Raw genomic sequence first — 24,170 nt, 5'->3', positions numbered from 1 at the left:
AAGTAAATGTGGAACTTTTTTGGACATTTAATATGTATATTAGGAAAAAACATGGGCAATCTATAATCAGAGGGGAACAACATTCACTTTACTTCATTGATAAATGGGGTGTTGGTTCGCGATAACGTAAGGCTTTAACCTAGGGTTTGATCAGTGTACTTCTTTCGAAAATGGGGTGTTCGCTAAAGGCCTAGAACCTGAAATTGGGATCAATAATTCCAAGTGTTAAGGGGATGGTTGCATTGGACATAACATGGGAAAACGACAAAATTGCTTCATCTAAACGATTGGAGTAATTGTCAGAGAAGATTCTGTAAGAATATCCAGGAATTAAGCTTCCCCTCGAGGACTTAGGGGCGTAACATTATATGTTGCGTCCCTTTCCTTTTTTCCCGTTTTTGTCTGTGCTACACTAATACATAATGAATCAATAAATAGAAAGGATGTTAACCATGGAAGATTGTATATTTTGTAAAATTATTAAAGGTGATATCCCCTCTGCAAAAGTATACGAAGATGAGCATGTGATGGCATTTTTAGATATAAGCCAGGTCACTAAGGGACATACTCTCGTCATCCCAAAAGTACATAAAGAAAATGTTTATGAATTAACTCCTGAAATAGCAAGCCATGTGTTCCAGGTAGTTCCAAAAATAACTCGCGCCTTGAAGCAGGAATATCAACCGATCGGAATGAATGTTCTAAATAATAATGGTGAACATGCTGGACAATCCGTATTCCACTTCCACATCCACTTGATTCCACGCTATGGACAAAACGATGGGTTTGGCGCTGTTTGGAAAACACATACAAGTGAATATACGGGCGAAGACCTCGCTAATATTGCTGCATCAATCAATCAGCATATTCAATAATTGATAAGCAATAATGATAATGGCTGCCCTCCATAGGACAGCCATTTTTCTTATAGAGTATAGCCGTAAATAAAATAATTATTGTATACTGCTCACATTTAACAAACTATTTTTAAAATCCCAGGTAATATATAGCTATAGTTACCTTTATTGTTAGAATTACAATAATACGTAATTTTTAGTAGATATAATGATTTGATTACTATTTAAAAAGTGTACTATATTATTTCTATATTATTTATTTTTTGATTATTAGATCTACTATATACCTCTCCATTAGTAAAACTGGAGGTATTAGTAAAAATAATAGTCTTGAAAGGATGATTATAGTGACTAATATATTGGTTACGTTAAATTCTACTTATTTAAGACCACTTAAAGTAATGCTTCAATCCCTATTCCTAAATAACCCACACAGGACATTTAAAGTCTTTATCATGCATACGGATATTAAAACAGAAGAATTCCATTCTTTAGAACGATTTGTTCAGGCAAATGGAAGTGAGCTTATAAATATTCAAGTGGATGGTAAACATTTCGAAGAGGCACCTATTCTCAAGCATTATACAAAAGAAATGTATTATAGATTATTGGCCTTCAAATTCCTTCCGAAAGAAATGGACAGAATCCTATATCTGGACCCAGATATTCTTGTTTTAAATTCTGTAGATGAAATTTATGAGATGGACCTAGGGGAGCATTTATATGCTGCTGCCTGCCATGATAAAATATCGATAAAAGAGATTAATCAAATCCGTTTATTACCATATGAAATAGATGCTTATTACAATTCAGGTGTATTGTTAATGAATTTAAAAGAGCAGCGAAAAGTAATAAAGGAAGAAGATATTTTTAAATTTGTAGAAGAGAATAAGCAAAAATTAATCTTACCCGATCAGGATGTCTTAAACGCACTTTACTCCAAATCTATTAAAAAGTTAGAAGAAACGATTTATAATTATGATGCAAGATTCTTCAGTTATTATAAATTAACATCCAATGGTAAGCTAGATATGGATTATGTAATACATCACACTGTGTTCCTTCACTTTTGCGGAAAGAAAAAGCCATGGAAGCAAAACTACAACGGCATATTTCATGCTCTATATAAACACTATGACAAAATGGCATTTCGTGAGCCTAATATTGCTGAGCAAAAAATTGCTAAATTGCCTTAAGGAATGTCGGAGCTTCAAAATGATGCTTCGAAATAACGATATCACTCTACTCAAAGCATCTCGGATGAGGTGCTTTTTAGTTTGCTTTTATGAGTTTCGATATTTCTTCCTAACCTTAGGAAGATACATGGAGGAAGCATGATATCTTTGATATATAAAGCAATCCCCTTTCGAGTAAACGAAATAGTCTGATTATTTATTTATTTTTATCATCTTTTGATGTAGAATATGGGGGAATTCACTCACTTTAGTACTGAAAAGTATTAGAGGGGACTAAGTAAAGAATCGCGATATCGGAAGGGGAATAATCATGACACGTGCTTACAATTTTAATGCCGGTCCTGCTGCATTACCGGAAGAAGTATTATTGAAGGCTAAACAGGAGTGGATGAACTTTGAAGGCAGCCATATGTCTGTTATGGAATTAAGCCATCGCAGCAAAGAATATGACAAAGTGCATTCAAAAGCTACCCATTTATTGAAAGAGCTATTAGATATTCCTGATAATTATGAAGTACTATTTTTACAAGGCGGAGCTAGTCTTCAATTTTCTATGGTACCTATGAATCTTCTTTCACCCGATAAATGCGCAAGCTATATTTTGACTGGATCCTGGTCTGAAAAAGCTTTAAAAGAGGCTCGTAAAATTGGACACACAGAAATTGCCGCTTCCACTAAGGATATAAATTATAAGCGTATTCCTGAACATAACAATATTTCTTTGAAACCTGATGCTGCCTATCTGCATATCACCAGTAATAATACCATTTACGGCACTCAGTGGCAGGAATTCCCCAAAACAAATACAGTTCCTCTGATTGCAGATATGTCCAGCGACATTTTAAGCAGGCGAATTAACATAACTGATTTTGGACTGATTTATGCAGGTGCTCAAAAAAACCTAGGTCCATCTGGCGTCACAGTCGTGATTATCCGGGATGACTTAATTAAAGAACATCAGCAATTACCAACCATGCTCTCTTATGATACTTATGCGGCTTCAAAGTCTTTATATAACACACCGCCGACTTTGGCCATCTATTTATTGGCCTTAGTCCTTGAGTGGACAAAAGATAAAGGCGGTGTTGACGAAATAGAAAAAATAAATTCACAAAAAGCCCAGATCATTTATCAGACAATAGACGAGAGTAACGGATTTTACAGTGGCCATGCCGAGAAAGATAGCCGCTCAACCATGAACATCACCTTTACTCTTCCTACTAAAGAATTATCCGACCTATTCATTCAAGAGTCCAAGAATGCTGGCTTCGTCGGTTTGGCGGGCCACCGTTCCATTGGAGGATGCAGGGCATCTATCTATAATGCAGTTCCGATTGAGCACTGCCAAAAGCTGGCCGACTTCATGAATAATTTTAAAAATAAGCATTAACAATGTGTTAAATATTGCTAATGGGTGATATACTCTATATAACCTTTTCGCGGTTGGCAACGAGTGCACAATCGGAGAAGAAAATGAGATAAGCTTAGAATAGGAGAGATGAGAAGTGAATACGAAGAATTTGGTGACTTTATCACTGCTAGTTGGAATTGGTACTGTATTGCACACTGTCATGCCGGGAATTGTGTTTGGGATGAAGCCAGACCTTATGCTGATTATGATGTTCCTAGGGATATTTTTATTCCCTGATTTGAAAAGCACGGTACTGTTAGGCAGCGTAACCGGGGTCATATCCGGATTGACCACTACTTTCCCTGGAGGATTAATTCCAAATCTGATTGATAAATTTTTCACTGCTTTACTTATATATGCTATTTTTAGTATCGTTCAAAAGTTAGGCAAAACCTTTGCCTTTTCACTTGTACTGACTTTTATAGGTACACTGGTATCCGGCATGCTATTTCTTGGATCGGCCTATCTGATCGTTGGATTACCTGGACCATTTCTAGCTTTGGCAGCTGGCGTAGTCTTACCTGCAACAGTTGTTAATACTGTCGTAATGGCCCTTATACACCCCATTGCCAGCGGCATTTTAAAACGCTCGAATATAGCAGTTAACTAATAGAACAAGAGGATGCAAACCATAAAAGGTTAACATCCTCTTTTTACGTTCCTCTACTATCTACAACTTCCATATTAAGATTAATACCAAAAGAAGAACTGAAGCCCATATTCCACTCATATGAATCCTCTTCTTTAGTACACGTCTAGCTGGATATACGCCTCCTTTTCCCAGAGAAATGATTGAGTAAAACAATATACTTATAAACCCACTGAAGAGAATTAATATGAGTAAAAATAATGACACTTCCTCCTCCTCCTTTTCATCTACATATCTAATTGTATGCACATTCAATATTTATATGAAATAACATAATACTGGATGAAAAATAAGGTATAACCTAAAAACAAATGAATTTTTTTCCAAAAATAGTTTCCGAAAATAGCTTTTTACGTTTAAAATAATATAAAAAAAGGAATTGTTAAATATAAGGAATAATTTTAAAGGGTATTTTAACTTTATGTAGAAATCTGTTATGGAAAGATAAAATTGAGGTGAATAGCAATGAAAGGAAAATCATTATTAATTGGTTTTATTTCCGGGTTTACAGTAGCTGGAGTCTCAGTATTGTTAAGCACTCCTTCATCCGGACAAGAGCTCAGATTGAAGCTTAAACAATCGAAAGATGAGACTATGGACCTTCTTCAGGATGTAAAAAGAAGTATCGTCCAGTTAAAGAACGAATCCGTATCTGCAACCGCGGTCAGCAAGACACAGATTCAAGTGTTCGTAAAAGGTGTAAAAGAAGCATTGGAAGAATGGAAACAAGACAGCCAGGCACACACAAGTGCTATTCAAGTCCAAATTAATGATGTTGAAACAGCCATCCAGGAGCTTGAAACAGCTATATCTCCGCTCACTACAAAATAACTCAGCGCCAAGAAAATCTCGGTAAAAAAACTAAAAATTTGGCAAATTACCATTTTTGTTATTTAATATTTTATAAGGATAATAAATCAGTAAGATAAATTGAGAAAAGTAGGTGAGCGTATTATGACTGAAAATTTAAATTCCATCAAAGAAGCCATGCTATTTACCCAGCGGGTTGCTCAGCTTAGCAAAGCTCTCTGGAAAGCAATTGAAAAAGACTGGCAGCAGTGGATTAAACCCTATAATTTAAATATCAATGAACATCATATTCTATGGATTGCTTATCATCTTAAGGGAGCATCCATATCTGATGTGGCCAAGTTCGGTGTTATGCATGTATCTACAGCCTTTAACTTTTCAAAAAAGCTGGAAGAACGTGGTCTTCTCAGATTTTCAAAAAAGGAAAATGACAAACGTAACACCTATATTGAGCTTACAGATGAAGGGAACGAACTATTGCTTGAAATCGTAAGCGTATTCGATTCATCCAAGAACTCCGTCTATTTAGGTGCTCAACCCTTAAAAGACTTATACGGAAAATTCCCTGATATGATGGAAATGATGGCGATTGTTAAAAATATCTATGGTGACGACTTTATGAATATATTCGAAAAATCATTTGCAAATCTTGAGAATGAATTCACAGACGAAAATGGAATTCTCGAAAAAATTGAAAATCAAAAAGAGCCCATTCAATAATAATAGATAAAAGCGGACACTAATCTATCATACCTCCGCTTTTATCTTGAATGGGCTTGTGTATTTAATCACAATGTTTTATATATCCCTCGTTTTCTTCCCCCTCTTAATTTCCCGAGTAATTAATGTTCTAACGATTCATATTCTTTACAGAATTGATACTTTTTTGATAATGTTAGAGAGATACTAGCGTCAAGGAGGATAACAGGATGATACCTCTCATTTGGTTTTCATTATTTGCACTTTTTATTTTGTATTATATCAATAAATTATCAGACAGCTTCTGTACTAAAAAGGAATTGCCAGAAGCTAAACAGGCCAAATTTTTTCGAACAATCAATATCCTTATTACCATCCTGTTAATCTCTACTTATATTGAAATATTCTACACCATATAAAAGACGAGTGTTACTCACACTCGTCTTTCGTTCAACCTATAGATCATAGGTGACCTTTTAGAGGATTTTGCAAATGTCTGAATTCTTCTCCATAGTTGCCTGAGAATATACATGATTTCAGCTTGCATACGCCCAATTGGTACTCATGACCACGTTCGTGCAGCACTCTTTTGCAAATCTTGAATTAGTTAATCCAAGATGCCCCAATGATAACCAACAAGATAAATAAAACTACTAATAAAGCGAAACCTCCGCCGTATCCACCAGACATGTTGTATCCTCCCTTCAGTTACATACTTACTTAGTTAGTACACATATGACGCACCAACAATCACGAGTAGAATAAACAGAACTACGATGAAAGCAAATCCTCCACCAAATCCTTGACTCATGATCACACCTCCTTTTGAGCTGCTACCGTATCATATTCAATTTCCACAAAAAGGAATGGGCCTTTTGCTTAAATAAATGATTTTTAATGAAGACCCTAAACAGACTTAAAAACACATGAGATTCCATGAAAACGCTGATTAGAATTTAAGTAAGATTGTTCCAATTATTATAATTATCAAATAACATTTGTGCTTATCCTTTTTTTAACAGAATTTTTGTGTTATAGTTAGGCTTGTTATGAAATACTTTTACTTGGCAACACGCTAAAAGGAGTGTAATGGATGAAGAAATGGTTAATTACGTTGGCATCAGCAGCTTTACTTGTCAGTCTTGCAGCCTGCAATAATGAATCTGATGAAGCAGTGGTAGAAACGAAAGCAGGAAATGTTACTAAAGAGGAGCTTTATCAACAACTAAAAGATCAATACGGGGATCAAGCAGTAAAAGAACTCGTATATAAAAAAGTTCTCTCTGATAAATATAAAGTAACAGATAAAGAAGTGAATAAACAGGTTGAAGAAGCCAAAGAAAATCTTGGCGAAAATTTTGAAGCAGCTTTGGCACAGTCTGGCTTTAAAGATGAAGAAGCTTTTAAAGAATCTGTGAAATTCAATCTTTTACAGGAAAAAGCCGCTCTTGATACAATCAAAGTAACAGATAAAGAACTTAAGGATTACTATAATAACAAATATAAAATCGACTTAAAAGCTCGCCATATTCTTGTAGCAGATGAGGAAACAGCGAAAGAAGTAAAGGCTAAGCTTGATAAAGGTGAAAAATTCGAGGATTTGGCAAAAGAATATTCAACAGATACAGCCAATAAAGATAAAGGTGGAGACCTTGGTTGGTTTGGGGTTGGACAAATGGTAACTGCATTTGAAGATGCTGCATACGGCCTTGAAGTCAACAAAATTTCTGATCCTGTACAAACTGAGCATGGATTCCATATCATTCAAGTAACAGAGAAGAAAGAAAATGACAATCCTTCTTTTGAAGAATCCAAAGATGAAGTAACTAGAAACGTTAAAATGACCAAGCTAGATTCCGCAAAAGCTCAAGAAGCTATTCAAAAAGTGATTGATGATGCTGATGTTGAAGTAAAAGATAAAGATTTAAAAGATGCATTCTAATAGGTGAAACAGAAAACTCGACCGGTTTGGTCGAGTTTTTATTGTGCCATTGCTCTTTTTCTTTTTTCTTCTTCCATTCTTTCTATATAAACATTCCCCTCCTGTTCAATCCACGATTCATCAACTTTTTGCTCTTCCCTGATTGATTTTATGGTCATAAAGGCACTAAAGAAGATACCAGCTATGATTACTCCAATAAAAATTGACAAGCTTGTCCTCCCCCTCCTTAAGGATTAAGCATCCTTTTTAAAACTATATGCTTTTAAAAAAAAAATATGCTTTCCACTTAAAGGAAAGCATATTTTTAAAATCGATAATCTATTTGATATTCGGTTTATAAAGGCTGCGATTATCGAGAGGGAAGATTCGCTCTGTAAATTCTCCCGGTTTTACCCGATCAAGCGCACGATCCATCATATTCATTTTCGCATCCAAATTATCAATATAATGCAGAACCTCTGCCTCTTTAACCAATGGCGGTTTCGGACTTCCCCATTCCGCTTTTCCATGATGGCTTAAAACGATATGCTGAAGAATAAGAACTTCTTCCCCCTGAATATTTAATTCATCAGCAGCTTTACCGATTTCATTCACCATAATGGAAATATGGCCAAGCAAGTTGCCCTCCACTGTGTAAGTAGTCGCAATTGGTCCTGATAGTTCCTTCACTTTTCCGAGATCATGAAGGATGACTCCCGCATATAATAAATCTTTATTTAATGATGGGTATAGCTCAGCAATTGATTTTGCTAAGTTTAACATCGATACAACATGATATGCCAGACCAGAGAAAAATTCATGGTGATTTTTCGTGGCAGCAGGATATTCCAAAAACTCATTAAAATATTTTTTAACCAAATGTCTAGTAATCCGCTGTATATTAGGATTCGTCATCTCGAATATATATTTTGTAATCGTTTCAGACATTTCATTTTTTCCAAGAGGAGCAGTCGGCAATAAATCAGCAATATTAACCGTCTCATTATCGTACTTTAGGCGAATTGATCGAATCCGAAGCTGAAGCTTACCTTTATAATTTTGTATATCTCCTGTTACCCGTACGATTGCTTCCGGCATATACAGCTGTTCATCCTCAGGTTTTACATCCCAAAGCTTTGCTTCTATTTCTCCGCTTTTATCCTGGAAAATTAAAGATAAAAAAGGTTTTCCATTACTTGCTGTTCCTTTTATAGCATTCTTTATGAATAGATGAAGATCTATCGTATCTCCAACTTCATGATGGGCAATTCCCTTCATGTATATCCCTCCCCGGTCCATTCCAATATTTATTATATCATGCGAAGGCAAATTAATATTAAAAATCATCTTGTTAATTGGATGATATTCTGCCCATTAAACATCGCAGCAATATGATCATGGCAGGTAAAAAAGAGAACCTGATTCCCCTCTTTACTAATATGCTTTAATAGAGAAATCATTCTTTCCGTTCGCTTATCATCAAAATTGACAAACGTATCATCCATGATCAGCGGCCATTCTTTTCTTCCATCAATCGTACCCGCTAAAGCAAGCCTTATAGATACATAAGTAAGTTCTGCCGTCCCTCTGCTCAAATTTTTCGAATGAACCTCTAATCCCCTATGGTCCAATAAAGAGAGTCCCTCACCATTTTCTGAGAATAGGATTTTTTCATATCTTCCATTCGTAAGGTTACGTAGATACCCATTAGCTTGTTCAATAATTGCAGGCAGTTTTTCTTCTTTATACGTCGTTATAGACTCAGCCAGAGTCCCCTTCATGAGGCTGAGCGTTGTCCACTTCTTAGCCAACACTTGAAATTCCTGTTTTAAAAGCTGATGGTTATGAAGCAACGCCTCTACTGTTCCATCCTCCTCAAGCCTATTTATCTCGTACTTTACCTCTGCAAGTCTTTTTCGTAACCGATTTAATGTTGATTCATAGGAAGACTGCTCAGCCTCTTGTTCCTCAATTCTATCCTTTAAAACCAAGTCTGTAACAGAATGGTACTGATCGAGATTTGCATAACGTCCCAGCTGCCCAATCAATTGTCTCTTTGCTATGCTGAGCTGACTTCTTTCTTCGGCATCTCTACCGCGCTGATAGAACCCTTCCACTTCATGACAATCTGCTTCCTGAAGCAATTGCTGCTTTTCTTGATTTAGCTGTCTGCACAAGTCCTTTAAAGGTATAATTTCTTCCTCGAGCTCCTGTATTTTTTCGAGCATATTATTTTTTTGCCTATTGACCAATTCATTCTCTTTGTACTTCTGAACAATAGAGTAGTTTATTTGCTCGATACTTTGAGTGCCCGTAACACCAAATTCCTCTGAAAGCTTCCCTATATAGCGGATATACTCATCCTTTTTCTCCTCTGTATAAGCAAGCAATGAAATGAGTTTGCTCTTCTCCAACATAAGGTTTTTAATTTGTTCAATTCGCTCAAAAGCATCTGAAAGCATCGTACATGACACCTCATTAGGCAATGACCATTCATTTCCGAGCGTAATCAATTTATGTTTACAAAGCGCCAACTCTTTTTCCCATTCTTCAAAGGAATCAATTAAACTGTCAAATATTGCTTCCTGTTGCTCTTTGCGCAGTGATTCCAGCTTGTATTTTTCTCGATTTGCCGTATCCTCTTCAAGCATACTTTTTTGCATTCTGTAGCTTTGTTCATCAATTGAAATCGAAGATGATTTTTTTACAATTTCCTCATAGTAGTTAATTTCTTTCGCTAATTCCTCAGATTGCAATTGATTGCCATTCATCGAATTTATATATATAACGAGTACGATACCAACAACCGCCACAATCAATGCAACGCCAAGCTGTCCGCCTAAGATTAATAAAAGAACCGCCAAAATGGAAGCCAGTAAGACCGAGCCCAGAATAACTTTCTGTTTTTTCTTACCCTTTTTCTCTGATTCCAACGCTTGATTCCTTCGTTGCTTTAATCGCTGGATCACTTCCTTGGCTGACTTCTCTTCCTGTGCTGCCTTGTCAGCATGTTCATACTGCTCTACTATTCTTTTAAGCCTTTCTCTTTCATTTTCAGGCAGCAATTTTCTCTCATAAATTTCAGTGATTTGCTCGATTTGTTCCAATTTGACTCGTTCTTTTTCAAGCTGAGCATCAAGCTCCATCTTCTTCTTGGCAAGTGTATGCTTCTCTAATTCTATCTGTTTAATTTCTTCTTTCCGAAAGATACTTGTATCAAAACTTTCAACCATAACAGGATCAAATTGTGTATGTAATTCTCCCTGAAGCTTAATGATTTTATCCTCTATATGCTTTAATTCGATCGATTGAGTCCTAATTTCTTCGAGTAGGATGATCAATTTATCACTATAAAGCTCGGCTTGACGTACCCTCTCCTCACTTGCCAGCCACTGTTCATTGACTTGGAGGGAATCCTTTTCATTTTGGAGTACTTTCAATTTATTTAACTGAGTTTGCAGAAATGTTTCCTTTGCCGACCTTTCAGCCTCTATCTTTCCCATGCGCCCCATCCCATTTACCGGAAAAGGAAATTCTTCTAATTCTGACAGGCGCACTTCAATGGAAGCAAGCTCCTGAATGGATGGCAACAGTCTCTTCCAGTCCATTAAATGAATTAAGTTCGTTTTTATTCGCTCTATTTGTTCTTGAGTGAGCGAAATTTCTTTACTTAGTTCCCTTTCTTCGCTCAAAAAGGTATTATAGCTTTTCTCTTTCTCCCTTGCTTTTTGAATTGCCTGGGAGCTTTGCTTTAATTCAGCCAGCTTTTGATTCAGAATAGGCTTCTTTCCACCTGGCTTAAATAGACTGTCCATTTGCTTTTGCAAGCCTGCTTCCATCTCCCAAAGCCTTTCACTGCCACTCATGCCAGCAAAAAAGAGATATTTGCCCAATTGATCTTCTTCCAGACGATAGATATCCTGCAAGCCGTCTAGATTAAAGGAGTATATAGATTCATAGAAGTTTCGGTCGACTCCCTTCAACCATTCTTTTATTTTCTCCTCCCCCCCTATTCTCCCAAACCTGTTATAAACTCCACATTCTGTACCCTGGTGCCCTTTAACTCTTTCAATCGTTATTTCACCTATTTCAGGGAGCTCAATGACCAGTTTTCCACCATACCGGCCGCTCCCCGACGGTTCGTAGGAGGCTGTTGTTTGGTTCTTAGCAGGGAATCCAAATAACATGGCATGGATAAAGGAAAAAATCGTTGATTTACCAGCCTCATTTTCTCCGTAGAATACATTTATATCTGATGTTAATTCTTGTTTGTAGTCTACAAATTTACCAAATCCATATATATGTATTTTCTTTATAATCAAAGCATTTTCTCCTCATTTTTAACGATTCAGGCGCTTTACTAATTCAAGCGTTGCCTCGTCCAAGATTTGCTGCCACTCGCTATCCTCCCATGGCTCTATATATTTCCTTGCCGCAGAATGAGTAAAGAGAGCTTCGCCGTATTTCAGATACTGCTCAGAATTCATATTGGCAGTTGTCCTCAAAAGTTCATCAATAAATGTATCTGACAGCTCTCCGCCTCTGCTTGCATAGCGGGGTGGAATCAGTGTACAGGAATGGATCCATACAGAAATCTCATCCATCTCCTCATCCTGGAGACCTTCAAGTAAATGATCCATATCCACAAACAGCCATTCAGGATTCATTTTGCAATCAGATGCATCGATCATAATATTCAGCAGAATAGACTTATCCGGCTCATACGCACCCTCTTTTATTTTATCCATTTCAGCTATAAGTTCGTTTACAGATGAAATATGATCTGCCTGAATGGTTTCTGTTTTCCATTCGACTGTCGATACAGGTACAAATTCTAAAGAAGTATCTGACCCTGACATAGAGACTATATAGAACCCTTTTTCACCTGTCTCTTTTTTATTTCTCCCCTGCAAGCATCCTGGATAAATGGCTGGTGGATCCTGCAGGATTTCCATTCGTTTATGGATATGCCCCAGAGCCCAGTAATCAAATTGCTTACTAAGCAGTTCACTTCTGGTAAAAGGAGCATAGTTTCCATGAGCACTCTCTCCATCTAAATTACCGTGTAAAATACCAATATGATAATCACCATCGTCTGCCTTTTTATACTCCTGAATAACCCGGTCATGTATATGACGCTTGTCGTAACTGAATCCATAAAGATTTACGGCAGTTGCATCATTTTCTTTAATAAATTGTTTAACTTCTACTTCGCGTCCAAACAGATGAACATTCGCTGGTAAGCTTATATCAAAGTAATTCCCATTCATGTAATCATGATTTCCATGAATTAAATAGACAGGAATCGAATAGGTTTCCAATCTTTCCATTTCAGCCTTAAATTTCAATTGTGCTTTCAAGTTTCGTTCTTCATTATCATAAATATCTCCAGCAAAAATAACAAAATCAATTCTTTCCTGAATTGCCGTGTCCACGAGCCTTGTTAATGCTGAATATCCGCTGTTTTTTATTTTTTCATAAATGGCACTATGCATATGCTGAAATCCTGAAAAAACGCTGCCCAAATGCAAATCAGCTGCATGTATAAATTTTACGCCTCGCACTGTACCACACTCCTTCCATGCCATTTTACTACAAACGATTGTTCTTTTAATCAAAAAAAACGTAAATTTAATTATCTCATATACAAATATTATTAGATAATTGTTACCTCCCCGTAATCAGCCAGGTGATTGCAAAGGATGCCTTTATTTAAGCAAATCAAATATCCTGCTAAGAACCATAAAAAACTCACTTCCCATTTGGAAGTGAGTCCTTGTTTACTTATTGCTGTTTGTTAAATCAAGTGCTTTTTTAATATCTTTAAAAGAACTTGAATTTCCATACATTAAAACTCCGCCTTTATAGACTTTAGCTCCAAAATAGGCTAATAGTCCAATCGTCACAAGCAGAATACCAATGCTTATCGCAATTTCGATATTGGATATTTCAAGCATTCCTATACGCATAAACATTAGCATAGGCGTGAAGAACGGAATATAGGATGACACCTTTATAAAGGTTGCTTCCGGATTGCCAAGCCCGGTCATGGCAAGCATGAAAGCCAGGATAACCAGCATGGTCATTGGCATGATCATTTGTTGCAAGTCTTCAATCTTACTTACTAAGGAACCAAGAAACGCTGCCATTGTTGCATATAATAAATAGCCTAAGAAGGTAAATATAACTGCATAAACAATCGTCTTCGCTTTCATATTGTCAAAGCCAAAAGCCTCGAAAATTTCTCCCATCCCACTGCTGCTTTTAAATGATAAATATCCAACCAGCACAAATATGGCAAGCTGTGTCAATGTCAGCAGAGCAATTCCAGTGATTTTCGCGAACATTTGCTGAATTGGTGACACACTTGAAATTAAGATCTCCATCACACGTGATGATTTTTCAATGGCCACTTCGTTGGCAATCATACCGGCATACACAATAACAGAGAAATAAATGACAAAGATCATCACATAGACTAGGCCGCGGGCCTGATTAAGCTCTTCCTCTGATTTAGCCTGATTATTTAATGGGACGACTTCAAAGGAAACGGGCTTATAGATAGCTGCCAGCTGCTCATCTGTTATGTTAACCTGCTTTGTTAGAATACTTGTTTGTATTTGCTGCAAAGCATTTTGAATTTCTGTACTTTCATTTGAATTGGCGATGGATTGGGCCTTATACACACCTATTGGAATACCGTCTTGCTCTTCAAGCAATAAATATCCTTCCAATTCTCCCTCTTCTTCAGCTTTCTTTACTTCAGTTTCAGATTTATATGCTTTCAGGCTTAATTCGCTCCCACTACTATCAAGCTGCTTTTCCAGCGCGGCATAGAAATTGCCTGAATTTTCCACAACTCCAATTGTTGTATCACCTTCATCAAACAAACCGATAATTCGATCCAAGTTCGTAAAAGCGAGAACCATTAATAAAATAACTGCAGTCGAAATGACAAATGACTTACTTTTAACCTTTGATATATACGTCTGAAATGTCATAATCCAAAACTTATTCATATTGAGCACCAACCTTTTCAATAAAGATATCCTTCAAGGATGGTTCTTCCAATTCAAATTTACGTATGAAACCACGCTTAACTGTATCCTGTAAGATTAATTCGGCATTCTTCTCATCCGCAATTTGCAAATGAATTCCTTCCGTTACTTCTACTGCTTTTGTCACACCAGGATAATCAGTCAGGAATTTAAGATCAAAATCAGCATGTATAGATACATTCTTTTTGCCATAGGAACGTTTGATATCCTTTAGTGAACCATTAACGACTGCCTCTCCTTGCTTAAGTATGCAGAGCTGTTCACATAATTCCTCTACGTGTTCCATACGGTGGCTGGAAAAGACGATAGTTGTTCCGTTTTTTCTTAAATCATGAACCGCTTTTTTTAATAATTCAACATTTACAGGGTCCAAACCGCTAAATGGTTCATCCAAAATTAACAATTCTGGCTTATGTATAACAGAGGCAATAAATTGTATTTTTTGTTGATTTCCTTTAGAAAGGTCACCAACTCTTTTATCGAAATATTCCGGGACATTAAAGCGATCCAACCAGACTTTTGCTTCTTGCATTGCATCCGATTTGTTCATCCCTCGCAAACGAGCCAGATAAATTAATTGTTCACCCGTTTTAATCTTTGGATACAACCCTCGCTCTTCAGGAAGATAACCTATCGTCGAGCTTGTGGAATAGTCAATTTTCCTTCCCTTCCAACTAATGCTCCCTTCTGTAGGGTCCAATAAACCAAGAATCATTCTGAAAGTAGTAGTCTTACCAGCCCCGTTTGCCCCGAGCATACCAAACATCGTTCCCTCTCCCACATCAAGTGAAAGATGATTTACTGCTGTAAATTCTCCAAATTGTTTTACTACGTTATTTACCAGTAAAGTCAAAAGCATTTCCCCCTTTTATCAATTTTTATGTCTATATATATTCTAATATATCCACCTGATAAATTGAAAGGTAATTCTAAACTTTACAAATTTTGTCTTCTTATGCGAAAATAATATCAACTGCTGATCAGCTGAATTTAGGAGGAATAAAGATGAAATTCTATAAATTAACCGTGTTTGAAGCAGATGGTGAAAAGATTTTAGAAGAATCGATTCAGGCAGAGAATGATGAAAGCGCAAAAGAACTTGGACAAAAGCTTTTAGCTGAAAAAGAATACGAAGAAAAGACACATCGGTTCACCTCACCGCTTGGCAAGCTACTATTATTCCATAGATAAGAAAGGGTTTGTATGATCCGTTTATAACGGAATCATACAAACCTTTTTATTTCCCTTTAAAATTAGGCTTCCTTTTCTCAACAAACGCCTTGATACCTTCTTCATGATCCTCTGTTTGTCTCATTACATATTGCGAGTATTTCTCCAATTCAAGCATCTTCAATAGCTTAGGACGATTTGTTTCAGCAAGAATTTTCTTCGTCCGGATCATAGACAAAATTGGTTTTGCCTGCCATTCTTTTACCTTTTTCTGAACCTCATCCTCAAGGCTATTCGTTGTTACCAGATCAACCAATCCAATTTCTGATGCCTGCTCAGCGCTCATCACTTTACCTTCCCAGATTACTTCCTGAGCTTTCAATTCTCCCAGTCTTCGTTCTAGAAAGAAGTGCCCTCCGCCATCAGGAATCAAGCCGATCCCAATGAAATTCATGGCTAATTTACTCTCCTGCTCTGCAATAATGCAGTCAGTGGCCAAGGCAAGGCTGAATCCAAGTCCCGCTGCTGCCCCGTGAACTGCTGCAATTGTTAATTTTGGCATCGTATACATGGCCATGGCTAGTTCGTTAATACAATCCATTATTCCATAAAAATCTTTTTCACTGCCTAAATTAAACATCGATTTTATATCGCCGCCTGAGCAAAATCCGTTGCCATTTCCTTTAAGAATAATAATTGTAATTTCCTCATCAAGACTCAATGCTTTTAATTCCTTGTTTAATTCAACAAGCATCTCTTTATTAAGAGCATTTAATACTTCAGGACGGTTTAATGACACGGTAGCTACAGTGCCTTCCTTTTCCACAAGCACGCTCTTGATAATAGAGGCAGGTTTCACTGGCAAAATCCCCTTTCAAATTTGATATATATTTATTATAAAGGTTTATGTAAGCGTTTTAACACAAAAAAGGTGTAATTTATTAGAATTATTTGTATATTAGAAGAAAAAATAACCGAGTTCTTCATCCAAACAAGAACTCGGTTTGTTAATTTCAGCGCAAAAATAATTCTTTTAAGTAATCAATTTTTTTAGTTGTATAATGCTCATAACTATCATTATAGGATTTTGGATCTTTTGGGTTGGCAAAGTGCGTGATTTTTCCAGTATCAGGATCAATGAATTTACTTGCTGCCCCACATCCAAGTCCTATGATCGTTTGCTGCTCCTCCATAATCAGGATATTATACAAGCTCTCCATTCCAGGTAATGAATATCCGACATTCTCCAGGTTACCCAGTATATTCTTTTGTCTGTATAAATAGTATGGATGGTATCCATGGGCTGCAGTCCACTTTTCAGCTTCATTCATCATTTGTTCTACTTCCGTACGATCCGCAACCTTATAGCGCATTTTATTTCTCGTCATCTCAGAAGCCCGTTTAAAGGATAACGTATGAACAGTCAATGATTCCGGCATCAATTTTTCTGTTTCGTGTAAACTATTCTTTAATTCAGGGACACCTTCACCCGGAAGCCCTATAATTAAATCCATATTCACATTATTCATACCGGCCTCTTTAGCCAGTTTATATTTTTCAATTGTTTCCTCTACCGTGTGATGTCGCCCAATCGCCTTCAATGTTTCCTGTGTATAGGACTGTGGATTAATACTGATTCGATCAATATTCCATTTTTTTAAGACCTTCAATTTTTCCGGTGTAATCGTATCCGGCCGACCTGCTTCCACCGTAATTTCCCGTACATTTTTAATATCAGGGAATGATTCATATAGTTCCTCGTAAAGAATGTCCATTTCTTCAGCTGATATACTCGTAGGTGTACCGCCGCCAAAGTAAATAGTAGTAATTTTTATATGATTGTCCTTCAGCCATTTACCGATTTCTCGCATTTCATAATGCAGTCCACCCAGAAATGATGTTACATTTCCCTGACGTCCATTAATTGCATAAGCGGGGAATGTACAATAGGCGCATTTAGTAGGGCAGAAAGGAATTCCTATATAAATGCTCACTTCCCTTTTCAAATCATATAAATCTGGAATGACTTCTAATTGACGGTCAGCAATTTCCTCCAGTAAATTTAATTTCTCGTCTGTAATGGAGTAGGAGGCGCTCAGCTCTCTCTTGGCAACAGATGCATCTATATTCTTTTTCACATATTGATGCCACAATTTTGTGGGACGAACACCTGTCAACAATCCCCACTTCTGAATCATTCCTGTATGTTGTTCCAAAACCTTTAAAAAAACATAAGAATAGGAATGCTTTTTTTGCTTAAAAAGAGCCTTTTCATCCGTCTGATTCAAGACATCTCTTTCAAATGTGGATTCATGTACTTTATTAGATGTAGAATCCTCTAGTATCGCTTTTGTATATAATGTATGATTAATCATTTCTTGTTTTAATGTAATTGATAAATCCGATGGTGATTCATCGCTATTAAGCAGTGTTGCCTCTTCAAAAAATAAGTCCGCAATTAAAGATAAGGGCCGATACAGCCTTTCATCCTCAATGCCATTTATTAAAATACGCATGCCTATCCCCTTTTCAAAAATTCAATCCATATCAGTTTACTGAACATCAAGACAGCGGTCAATCACAAATAAACCATCTCTTCCTTATCATGACTATTTGGGAATGAAGCTATTCAGCCAATAAAAAAGCTTAGGAGACTGCCTAGGAGCGACAAGCATAAGAAGAGTACTGAGAGGAAGGGTCCTATTGAGCAAAGACTAAGAAGCACCACATCGCGTAGAAAGATCATTGTGAACTAAATCCTGCAGGCCTCCGCTGAGTATTTACTGATGACTTGAGTTCCTAGAAGCCGAAGCTGGATTCCATCAAAAGAGTAAAGGAATGGCCCCATTTAGGCGTTTGGCTCGATTATTGTTTGAATCGGCTGGATTATTACGGAGTTTGGCTGGATTTTCAGCTGAATCGGCCGGATTATTACGAAGTTAAGCTGAATCTATGCTCAATTCGGCTGGATTCATCCTCGTTGGGCTGAATATCCTACATCTCTTGCCAAGAATTAAGTACACAAAATTAATTTAATTGCCAAGAAAACTGTTTCAGCCCTACATAGCACCTTTATCATCATAACGAAACCCTAAACCGACAATATTTATTACCGAAGCCCAATAAAAAAGGATAACCCCAGAGGAGCCATCCTTTTGGTAGGTGGTAAAAAACACCTTCAACACCTATTTAGTCAGTTTTGATATTCATCTTTTTTAAGAAGCCAATTGGATGCTGTCTTCTGAATACCTCTTTAATGAGATAGGCCACACCCAGTTCATCATTACTGCGGGTAATCCATTTGGCTGAGCGCTTTACCGCTGCATCAGCATTTGCCACAGCTACACCAAGTCCCACATTTCTTACCAGCTCCGATTCATCTTGATCACTGCCAATTAAGACCACTTCATTTGCTGCTATACCCCTGTTTTTTAATAAGTAGTTAAAAGCCTTCTCTTTTGTGACTTGTTCTGGTAAAATCACAAGTTTATTCGGATGACTCTCCTGGATCATTACGTTTTCAAACATCGCTTCAAGACCAGACTTTGCATCTATTCTGTCCTGTTTCTTATCTATATATATATCAATTTGCAATGGAGACATCGGATGGGTGCGTAAATACTCATCTAGAGAATCTACAAATTGCTGGGCATATATATTGGTCTCTCCCGGCGTCCATTTGATTCTTGCAAAGAGCGGTGTTGGAAGATCCATTCTATTTCCGATTGTCATATCCTCATGAATTAAACGGATGTGCCCGCTTAATTTTTCTAAAAAACGAACGATATCGAGGGTAGTGTTCTCAGGTATTCGCTTAACAAAAATAGGATTATGAAGATTCTCCAAAATAAAGCCACCCTGATGCGCAATAATATGCGGATTACATCTAAGAGCTTTTCCGGTTCTTTGTGTATAGTCATAATTTTCAGAGGTCATCAGAGCTACTTCTACTCCCTTTTTAGCAACGTATTCAATTGATTCTCTTGTATGAGTGTGGAGTTTTCCTTTTGAAGATAATAGTGCACCATCCATATTAATCATTAACAGTTTATATACCATGATGTCCAATCCACCTTTCATGATGCCCATATACATTCTGTATGAGGATTTTGGCAGAAATAGAACAGTTATAAAGAAAAAAGAACCGATTTAGCGCCCTGAACTTCCCTTCACCAATTAAATAAATCTAACTGGCAGAGAAGCTTCGACACTAATCGGTTCCATATATGCTTAGGATTGTGTTCCGTACAAGTCTTCCAATGGTTTTGTGATAATACGATTGAGATCTGTTAGGATGACGCTCATTTTTTGTTCAGCATCCATTAATTTAGAAATCGCTTCATGTTGTTGCACAAGCGCAACAGTTTTTTGAGCCTGCATTACTTCTTCTTCAGTAATTTCCTGACCCATCATTTGTTTTTGCTGAAGATTTAGCTGAATATCTCTGAAATTGTTAAACATCGTTCTTGCTTGCTCATCAGCCATTATCGCATTGTATTGATTCTTTAGTTCTTGGTATTCTGCACTTTCACGTATTCCTTTTTCTACTGTATACGCTAAATCATATAAATTAACTGACATCATATACCTCCTGTTTTCTATTACACTGAAGTCTCTCTTACTATACCATTATCGAAAGCATTATACATCCATTGTATGTTTACTGGAATGGTTTTAATTCATCAAAATCATAAAGATTCCCTGGAAAACTCCAATCAAGCCTCCTAATAGGGCTCCTAAATACGTAATCATTTTCAATTCACTTTTTGTGATAGACAGTACCATTTCTTCCAGACGAGCCACCGGAAAAGAAGCAACCTGATCACGGACAATTTCCTTTAGTTTCAATTTTTCCATTATGCTTGGTACTTTTTCAATTAAAATCGCTGCAACCTCTTCAATAACATTTGGCAGCAATCTTCCCTTGATGGTCTCATTCCATTCACCAGTTATCTGATTAAGTGTCAGATTAGATAAATCCACTTTTTTATAGCCGGTTATAATTCCTTTATGGAGTAAACTTCTCATTTCATCCAATGAATAGAATTCCTCCACGTCTGAAATCTGCTTATGTTTTATTTTATGCCACTCACTATGCAGGAGTTGTGTCAGCGTATCCCTAGTCCCAGGATTTGAGAGAAATTTAATAATCTCCGGCTGAAGTTTCTCGCCAAGATTTACATTTCCTAATAGCATCTGCATAATTCCACCGAGTTTTCCCCGTTCCCTCATGAAATCATCTGCCATTTTTTGAAGTCTTTCCTTACCTTGATTGCTGGCAAAAAAAGCGATTCCCTTATCCAAGATATAATGAGATACATCCGGTATTTTGTTCTCTATTTTCTCCTCAACACTTGCTGGTATAAAGGCTGCTATAGGTTTATTTTTATGCTGCAAATACCAATCCTCTAACCAATTTGTTGAATGGGATTCAATTTTTCTTACGATTAAATCCGGAATATCAGCCAACCCAGCTTTTTCAAGCGCCTTTTCTATAGAGATATCAGAAAAAATTGTTTTATCTAATATATTTTCTCCAATTCTCTTAGCTTCCACTTTGACAGTACCAGTAAGCAATTTATTTTTAATACTATCTGGAGTGATTAAGTGTTCTACAACCATCTTCCCCATCTGCTCGGCCAATTCGTCTCGTCTTTTTGGTATTAACCCAGGCGTAAATGGCAAGCGTTTACCAAAGATATAAATAGCCTCATAGGGGTGGAATAGCATTTTTATGGCCAAGGCGTTTGTAATACCGCCTATTAAGGCCCCTACTACAACCACTGTGATAATCGTTATAAATGTACTCATAAGTAACTCCTTTTTAAAACTTCCTGTTTGTAAGAAATAGTTTAGTCTTATCTACTATTAAATTGCAACCATCGGTGTCCATTTTTCAAAGATTTTGATGATAGCTTTCTTTATGCGAGGTTGTAATTGGATATAAATGCTTATTTAAAGTGTATAATTATAATTATTGCTATTAAATTTAGATTTGAGGTGCAATCTATTGATTAATCATTTTGAATGGAAATCATTATATGAAACAGAAAAAATACCTGGTTGGAAGTTTTCCTTCTACTTTGAAAAAAAACGGTATAAAGGAGTTTACCATAAGGATGGTTCTATTACTTGGATTGAAACACAGCCATCTGACTATGCTAAACCAGAATTAGAATCCAGAGTACACGAATTGATGCTTTATCATGTATATGATAATCAATAGACTATGATACAAAATATTTGGAGGATTACTCATGAACACTGACTTACTTATACTCTTTCCCAACGCAATCCGTGTTTCATATCCGTTGGAGGATCAATCCTATTATTGGTACATAGAAAATGCGAATCAATATATCGGTATTCCAAAAAGGTCTGTATCATCTGATCAATTGGCTCTATTAAATATTTTTTTAGAACCCTTTTTGCTTCATACTGAAGAACTTAATAGATCTGCCCAGCAAATGCATTGGCACAAATTATTATACCAACAGGATTCTGCACCATTGCCGAAAATTGAAGATGGGTCATACCGCTTTATTCATTATAATCTTCCAAACAATGATATTAATATTACAGACTTCTCCGATGCTATAAATGGCTTTTTTCATGACCCGGTCATTTGCTGGAAGGACCCATCTAGCGGAGTCATTATAGAAAACACCAAATCCACTTTGCTCACAAATCAAGATTTTAATGCTGTCATTCATACCCTTGAAAGCGATTTATACGCACATTTCCGTTTATTTATAGGAAATAATTATCCGCTTTCGAATGAAATCATAACGTATTTTTCTTCAGAAGATACTTGCTTTAAAACCATACGTCTGTATAACTCAAAAGATAAAGTCATTACTTTTTCTTCAGCTTTTTTGGATCTTTTATTACTAGGTAAAAATCAAACTTTATGTATAACTCTAGCTAAAAATCTACTCGGCACTTTAGAAAATGAAAAAGATCTACTCCAAACTATTATGATTTACATTAAAGCTAATGCCAATGCTACTGTTGCTGCAAAACAGCTTTTTCTTCACCGTAACAGTCTAAAATATCGTCTTGATAAATTTTATGAAATTACCAATCTCGATGTTCGAAAATTCGAAGACAGCTTATGTGCCTATTTAGCTATCCGGTTACTGGAGAATACAAATTAACTATAAGTGCAACCAGCCCATTTCATAATCATTATATTTGTGCAAATTGAACATATATTTTTAACTATTAGACTAGTAAAATTATTTGTGAAAAGGGTTTCATTATTACATAGTTATCAAGGAGGACATTTCAAGATGGCTCAGTTAAAATTAGAAAATATTTATAAAGTTTATGATAATAAGGTAACTGCAGTAACCGATTTTAATTTACACATAAAAGATAAAGAGTTTATCGTTTTCGTAGGTCCATCTGGATGTGGTAAATCCACAACCTTACGTATGATCGCCGGATTAGAAGAAATCTCTAAAGGTGACTTCTATATTGATGATAAACGCGTGAATGATGTACCTCCAAAAGACCGTGATATTGCAATGGTTTTCCAAAACTATGCATTATATCCTCATATGAGTGTATATGATAATATGGCTTTTGGACTAAAGCTTCGTAAATTTGATAAAGCTGAAATCGATCGCCGCGTTAAAGATGCTGCACGTATTCTTGGTCTCGAGGAATATTTAAATCGTAAACCAAAAGCTCTTTCCGGCGGTCAACGTCAGCGTGTTGCATTGGGCCGTGCTATCGTTCGTGACGCAAAAGTTTTCCTTATGGATGAGCCTTTGTCTAACCTGGATGCTAAATTGCGCGTACAAATGCGTGCTGAAATCGCTAAGCTTCATCAAAGATTAAATACAACTACAATTTATGTAACACATGACCAAACAGAAGCAATGACAATGGCTACTCGTCTGGTAGTTATGAAAGACGGCTTCATCCAACAAGTCGGTGCACCGAAAGACGTTTATGAAAATCCAGAAAACATCTTTGTAGGTGGATTTATCGGATCTCCTGCCATGAACTTTATTAATGGGAAATTAGAAGATGGATATTTTGTAACCGGCAGCACTCGCATTGCCGTACCTGAAGGTAAATTAAGCTATTTGCGCAAACAAGGCTATATAGGTAAAGACGTTGTCCTTGGTATTCGTCCTGAGGATATCCATGATGAACCTATATTCATGGATGCATCCCCAGAAACTACAGTCAGCTGCATAATTGAAGTGGCAGAATTAATGGGTGCTGAAACGATGCTCTATACTCAAATTGAAGGTCAATCCATCGTAGCACGTATCGATTCCCGTTCTGATATCAGTCCAATGGATACCATTAAATTAGGATTAGATATCAACAAAGCACACTTCTTTGATAAAGACACTGAGTTAAGAATTCGCCCATAATTAATT

Annotated in this window: 26 protein-coding genes; 12 read left to right on the top strand and 14 right to left on the bottom strand. The window is 36.6% G+C overall.

Annotation, left to right across the window (positions count from 1 at the left end; all coding sequences use genetic code 11):
• Window positions 1–452: 452 nt before the first annotated feature.
• From AC4G3O_RS06560 to AC4G3O_RS06545, 4 genes are all read left to right on the top strand, one after another.
• Window positions 453–875 (top strand): HIT family protein, encoded by a 423-nt coding sequence (locus tag AC4G3O_RS06560; RefSeq protein WP_066101859.1) that lies wholly within the window; start codon window positions 453–455, stop codon window positions 873–875.
• Window positions 876–1,195: 320 nt separating this feature from the next.
• A complete protein-coding gene (locus AC4G3O_RS06555) occupies window positions 1,196–2,053 on the top strand; it encodes a glycosyltransferase family 8 protein (RefSeq protein ID WP_491135984.1) in 858 nt (285 codons plus the stop codon).
• Between the two features lie 310 nt (window positions 2,054–2,363).
• Complete coding sequence (gene serC / locus AC4G3O_RS06550; RefSeq protein WP_066101865.1) at window positions 2,364–3,443, top strand: 3-phosphoserine/phosphohydroxythreonine transaminase; 1,080 nt, start codon at window positions 2,364–2,366, stop codon at window positions 3,441–3,443.
• 115 nt (window positions 3,444–3,558) lie between these two features.
• Window positions 3,559–4,074 carry a tryptophan transporter gene (locus AC4G3O_RS06545; protein WP_066101867.1) on the top strand — a complete coding sequence of 172 codons (516 nt, stop codon included), beginning with the start codon at window positions 3,559–3,561 and terminating at the stop codon, window positions 4,072–4,074.
• A gap of 60 nt (window positions 4,075–4,134) precedes the next feature.
• On the opposite strand, the gene yhzF is transcribed toward AC4G3O_RS06545, so the two are convergent.
• A complete protein-coding gene (gene yhzF / locus AC4G3O_RS06540) occupies window positions 4,135–4,320 on the bottom strand; it encodes a membrane protein YhzF (RefSeq protein ID WP_066101870.1) in 186 nt (61 codons plus the stop codon).
• A gap of 258 nt (window positions 4,321–4,578) precedes the next feature.
• On the opposite strand from yhzF, the gene AC4G3O_RS06535 reads away from it, so the two are divergent.
• The 3 genes from AC4G3O_RS06535 (at window position 4,579) to AC4G3O_RS06525 (ending at window position 6,041) form a co-directional block, all read left to right on the top strand.
• Window positions 4,579–4,944 (top strand): YtxH domain-containing protein, encoded by a 366-nt coding sequence (locus AC4G3O_RS06535; protein ID WP_139891499.1) that lies wholly within the window; start codon window positions 4,579–4,581, stop codon window positions 4,942–4,944.
• A gap of 123 nt (window positions 4,945–5,067) precedes the next feature.
• Window positions 5,068–5,643 carry an HTH-type transcriptional regulator Hpr gene (locus AC4G3O_RS06530; RefSeq protein ID WP_066101876.1) on the top strand — a complete coding sequence of 192 codons (576 nt, stop codon included), beginning with the start codon at window positions 5,068–5,070 and terminating at the stop codon, window positions 5,641–5,643.
• A gap of 209 nt (window positions 5,644–5,852) precedes the next feature.
• Window positions 5,853–6,041, top strand: a complete 189-nt coding sequence (locus tag AC4G3O_RS06525; protein WP_066101879.1) for a hypothetical protein — start codon at window positions 5,853–5,855, stop codon at window positions 6,039–6,041.
• Window positions 6,042–6,225: 184 nt separating this feature from the next.
• Here the strand turns inward: AC4G3O_RS06525 and AC4G3O_RS06520 are convergent, their stop codons facing one another.
• Complete coding sequence (locus AC4G3O_RS06520; RefSeq protein ID WP_066101882.1) at window positions 6,226–6,312, bottom strand: YjcZ family sporulation protein; 87 nt, start codon at window positions 6,310–6,312, stop codon at window positions 6,226–6,228.
• 34 nt (window positions 6,313–6,346) lie between these two features.
• The gene (locus AC4G3O_RS06515) at window positions 6,347–6,433 is read right to left on the bottom strand and encodes a YjcZ family sporulation protein (RefSeq protein WP_066101885.1); all 87 of its coding nucleotides are present in this window, start codon (window positions 6,431–6,433) and stop codon (window positions 6,347–6,349) included.
• Between the two features lie 282 nt (window positions 6,434–6,715).
• Between AC4G3O_RS06515 and AC4G3O_RS06510 the strand changes: the two genes are divergently transcribed.
• Window positions 6,716–7,564, top strand: a complete 849-nt coding sequence (locus AC4G3O_RS06510; RefSeq protein ID WP_066101888.1) for a peptidylprolyl isomerase — start codon at window positions 6,716–6,718, stop codon at window positions 7,562–7,564.
• A 38-nt stretch (window positions 7,565–7,602) separates the two neighbouring features.
• Here the strand turns inward: AC4G3O_RS06510 and AC4G3O_RS06505 are convergent, their stop codons facing one another.
• The 6 genes from AC4G3O_RS06505 to AC4G3O_RS06480 all read right to left on the bottom strand — a co-directional run bounded on the left by AC4G3O_RS06505 (window position 7,603) and on the right by AC4G3O_RS06480 (window position 15,454).
• A complete protein-coding gene (locus AC4G3O_RS06505) occupies window positions 7,603–7,773 on the bottom strand; it encodes a sporulation YhaL family protein (RefSeq protein WP_066101891.1) in 171 nt (56 codons plus the stop codon).
• Between the two features lie 109 nt (window positions 7,774–7,882).
• A complete protein-coding gene (gene yhaM, locus AC4G3O_RS06500) occupies window positions 7,883–8,821 on the bottom strand; it encodes a 3'-5' exoribonuclease YhaM (RefSeq protein WP_066101894.1) in 939 nt (312 codons plus the stop codon).
• 65 nt (window positions 8,822–8,886) lie between these two features.
• Window positions 8,887–11,865, bottom strand: coding sequence for an ATP-binding protein (locus tag AC4G3O_RS06495; protein WP_491135983.1), 2,979 nt, complete (start codon window positions 11,863–11,865; stop codon window positions 8,887–8,889).
• Window positions 11,866–11,883: 18 nt separating this feature from the next.
• Window positions 11,884–13,107 (bottom strand): metallophosphoesterase family protein, encoded by a 1,224-nt coding sequence (locus AC4G3O_RS06490; protein ID WP_066101903.1) that lies wholly within the window; start codon window positions 13,105–13,107, stop codon window positions 11,884–11,886.
• A 216-nt stretch (window positions 13,108–13,323) separates the two neighbouring features.
• Window positions 13,324–14,562 (bottom strand): ABC transporter permease, encoded by a 1,239-nt coding sequence (locus AC4G3O_RS06485; protein ID WP_139891502.1) that lies wholly within the window; start codon window positions 14,560–14,562, stop codon window positions 13,324–13,326.
• Window positions 14,555–15,454 (bottom strand): ABC transporter ATP-binding protein, encoded by a 900-nt coding sequence (locus AC4G3O_RS06480; RefSeq protein WP_148630830.1) that lies wholly within the window; start codon window positions 15,452–15,454, stop codon window positions 14,555–14,557. Before AC4G3O_RS06480 ends, AC4G3O_RS06485 begins: the two co-directional genes overlap by 8 nt.
• A gap of 152 nt (window positions 15,455–15,606) precedes the next feature.
• Between AC4G3O_RS06480 and AC4G3O_RS06475 the strand changes: the two genes are divergently transcribed.
• A complete protein-coding gene (locus tag AC4G3O_RS06475) occupies window positions 15,607–15,792 on the top strand; it encodes a YhzD family protein (protein ID WP_491135982.1) in 186 nt (61 codons plus the stop codon).
• Window positions 15,793–15,838: 46 nt separating this feature from the next.
• On the opposite strand, the gene AC4G3O_RS06470 is transcribed toward AC4G3O_RS06475, so the two are convergent.
• The 5 genes from AC4G3O_RS06470 to AC4G3O_RS06450 form a co-directional block, all read right to left on the bottom strand.
• Complete coding sequence (locus tag AC4G3O_RS06470) at window positions 15,839–16,630, bottom strand: enoyl-CoA hydratase (RefSeq protein WP_139891505.1); 792 nt, start codon at window positions 16,628–16,630, stop codon at window positions 15,839–15,841.
• Window positions 16,631–16,784: 154 nt separating this feature from the next.
• On the bottom strand, window positions 16,785–18,287 hold the full coding sequence (locus tag AC4G3O_RS06465) for a coproporphyrinogen III oxidase (RefSeq protein ID WP_066101923.1): 1,503 nt from the start codon (window positions 18,285–18,287) through the stop codon (window positions 16,785–16,787).
• 673 nt (window positions 18,288–18,960) lie between these two features.
• Entirely contained in the window at window positions 18,961–19,830 is an 870-nt protein-coding gene (locus AC4G3O_RS06460) for an HAD hydrolase family protein (RefSeq protein WP_491135981.1), read from the bottom strand.
• A 171-nt stretch (window positions 19,831–20,001) separates the two neighbouring features.
• Complete coding sequence (locus tag AC4G3O_RS06455; RefSeq protein ID WP_066101929.1) at window positions 20,002–20,352, bottom strand: YlbF/YmcA family competence regulator; 351 nt, start codon at window positions 20,350–20,352, stop codon at window positions 20,002–20,004.
• A 93-nt stretch (window positions 20,353–20,445) separates the two neighbouring features.
• Complete coding sequence (locus tag AC4G3O_RS06450; RefSeq protein ID WP_491135980.1) at window positions 20,446–21,582, bottom strand: DUF445 domain-containing protein; 1,137 nt, start codon at window positions 21,580–21,582, stop codon at window positions 20,446–20,448.
• 199 nt (window positions 21,583–21,781) lie between these two features.
• On the opposite strand from AC4G3O_RS06450, the gene AC4G3O_RS06445 reads away from it, so the two are divergent.
• The 3 genes from AC4G3O_RS06445 to AC4G3O_RS06435 all read left to right on the top strand — a co-directional run bounded on the left by AC4G3O_RS06445 (window position 21,782) and on the right by AC4G3O_RS06435 (window position 24,164).
• A complete protein-coding gene (locus AC4G3O_RS06445) occupies window positions 21,782–21,997 on the top strand; it encodes a YheE family protein (RefSeq protein WP_490552129.1) in 216 nt (71 codons plus the stop codon).
• A 31-nt stretch (window positions 21,998–22,028) separates the two neighbouring features.
• Window positions 22,029–22,928, top strand: a complete 900-nt coding sequence (locus AC4G3O_RS06440) for a PucR family transcriptional regulator (RefSeq protein WP_066101938.1) — start codon at window positions 22,029–22,031, stop codon at window positions 22,926–22,928.
• Between the two features lie 135 nt (window positions 22,929–23,063).
• On the top strand, window positions 23,064–24,164 hold the full coding sequence (locus AC4G3O_RS06435; protein ID WP_490552132.1) for an ABC transporter ATP-binding protein: 1,101 nt from the start codon (window positions 23,064–23,066) through the stop codon (window positions 24,162–24,164).
• Window positions 24,165–24,170 lie beyond the last annotated feature (6 nt).

The organism is Bacillus sp. z14 (2026) (genome assembly GCF_058313575.1).
This window is presented reverse-complemented; position numbering and strand designations above follow the sequence as displayed.

What these genes read in the sequence shown, in the direction of transcription:
- AC4G3O_RS06475 (WP_491135982.1), top strand. Translation starts at nt 15,607, where the DNA reads ATGAAATTCTATAAATTAACCGTGTTTGAAGCAGATGGTGAAAAGATT.
- AC4G3O_RS06520 (WP_066101882.1), bottom strand. Translation starts at nt 6,312, where the DNA reads ATGTCTGGTGGATACGGCGGAGGTTTCGCTTTATTAGTAGTTTTATTT.
- AC4G3O_RS06465 (WP_066101923.1), bottom strand. Translation starts at nt 18,287, where the DNA reads ATGCGTATTTTAATAAATGGCATTGAGGATGAAAGGCTGTATCGGCCC.
- AC4G3O_RS06440 (WP_066101938.1), top strand. Translation starts at nt 22,029, where the DNA reads ATGAACACTGACTTACTTATACTCTTTCCCAACGCAATCCGTGTTTCA.
- AC4G3O_RS06555 (WP_491135984.1), top strand. Translation starts at nt 1,196, where the DNA reads ATGATTATAGTGACTAATATATTGGTTACGTTAAATTCTACTTATTTA.
- serC (WP_066101865.1), top strand. Translation starts at nt 2,364, where the DNA reads ATGACACGTGCTTACAATTTTAATGCCGGTCCTGCTGCATTACCGGAA.
- AC4G3O_RS06450 (WP_491135980.1), bottom strand. Translation starts at nt 21,582, where the DNA reads ATGAGTACATTTATAACGATTATCACAGTGGTTGTAGTAGGGGCCTTA.
- AC4G3O_RS06510 (WP_066101888.1), top strand. Translation starts at nt 6,716, where the DNA reads ATGAAGAAATGGTTAATTACGTTGGCATCAGCAGCTTTACTTGTCAGT.
- AC4G3O_RS06560 (WP_066101859.1), top strand. Translation starts at nt 453, where the DNA reads ATGGAAGATTGTATATTTTGTAAAATTATTAAAGGTGATATCCCCTCT.
- AC4G3O_RS06435 (WP_490552132.1), top strand. Translation starts at nt 23,064, where the DNA reads ATGGCTCAGTTAAAATTAGAAAATATTTATAAAGTTTATGATAATAAG.
- AC4G3O_RS06530 (WP_066101876.1), top strand. Translation starts at nt 5,068, where the DNA reads ATGACTGAAAATTTAAATTCCATCAAAGAAGCCATGCTATTTACCCAG.
- AC4G3O_RS06485 (WP_139891502.1), bottom strand. Translation starts at nt 14,562, where the DNA reads ATGAATAAGTTTTGGATTATGACATTTCAGACGTATATATCAAAGGTT.
- yhaM (WP_066101894.1), bottom strand. Translation starts at nt 8,821, where the DNA reads ATGAAGGGAATTGCCCATCATGAAGTTGGAGATACGATAGATCTTCAT.
- AC4G3O_RS06525 (WP_066101879.1), top strand. Translation starts at nt 5,853, where the DNA reads ATGATACCTCTCATTTGGTTTTCATTATTTGCACTTTTTATTTTGTAT.
- AC4G3O_RS06535 (WP_139891499.1), top strand. Translation starts at nt 4,579, where the DNA reads ATGAAAGGAAAATCATTATTAATTGGTTTTATTTCCGGGTTTACAGTA.
- AC4G3O_RS06460 (WP_491135981.1), bottom strand. Translation starts at nt 19,830, where the DNA reads ATGGTATATAAACTGTTAATGATTAATATGGATGGTGCACTATTATCT.
- AC4G3O_RS06515 (WP_066101885.1), bottom strand. Translation starts at nt 6,433, where the DNA reads ATGAGTCAAGGATTTGGTGGAGGATTTGCTTTCATCGTAGTTCTGTTT.
- AC4G3O_RS06455 (WP_066101929.1), bottom strand. Translation starts at nt 20,352, where the DNA reads ATGTCAGTTAATTTATATGATTTAGCGTATACAGTAGAAAAAGGAATA.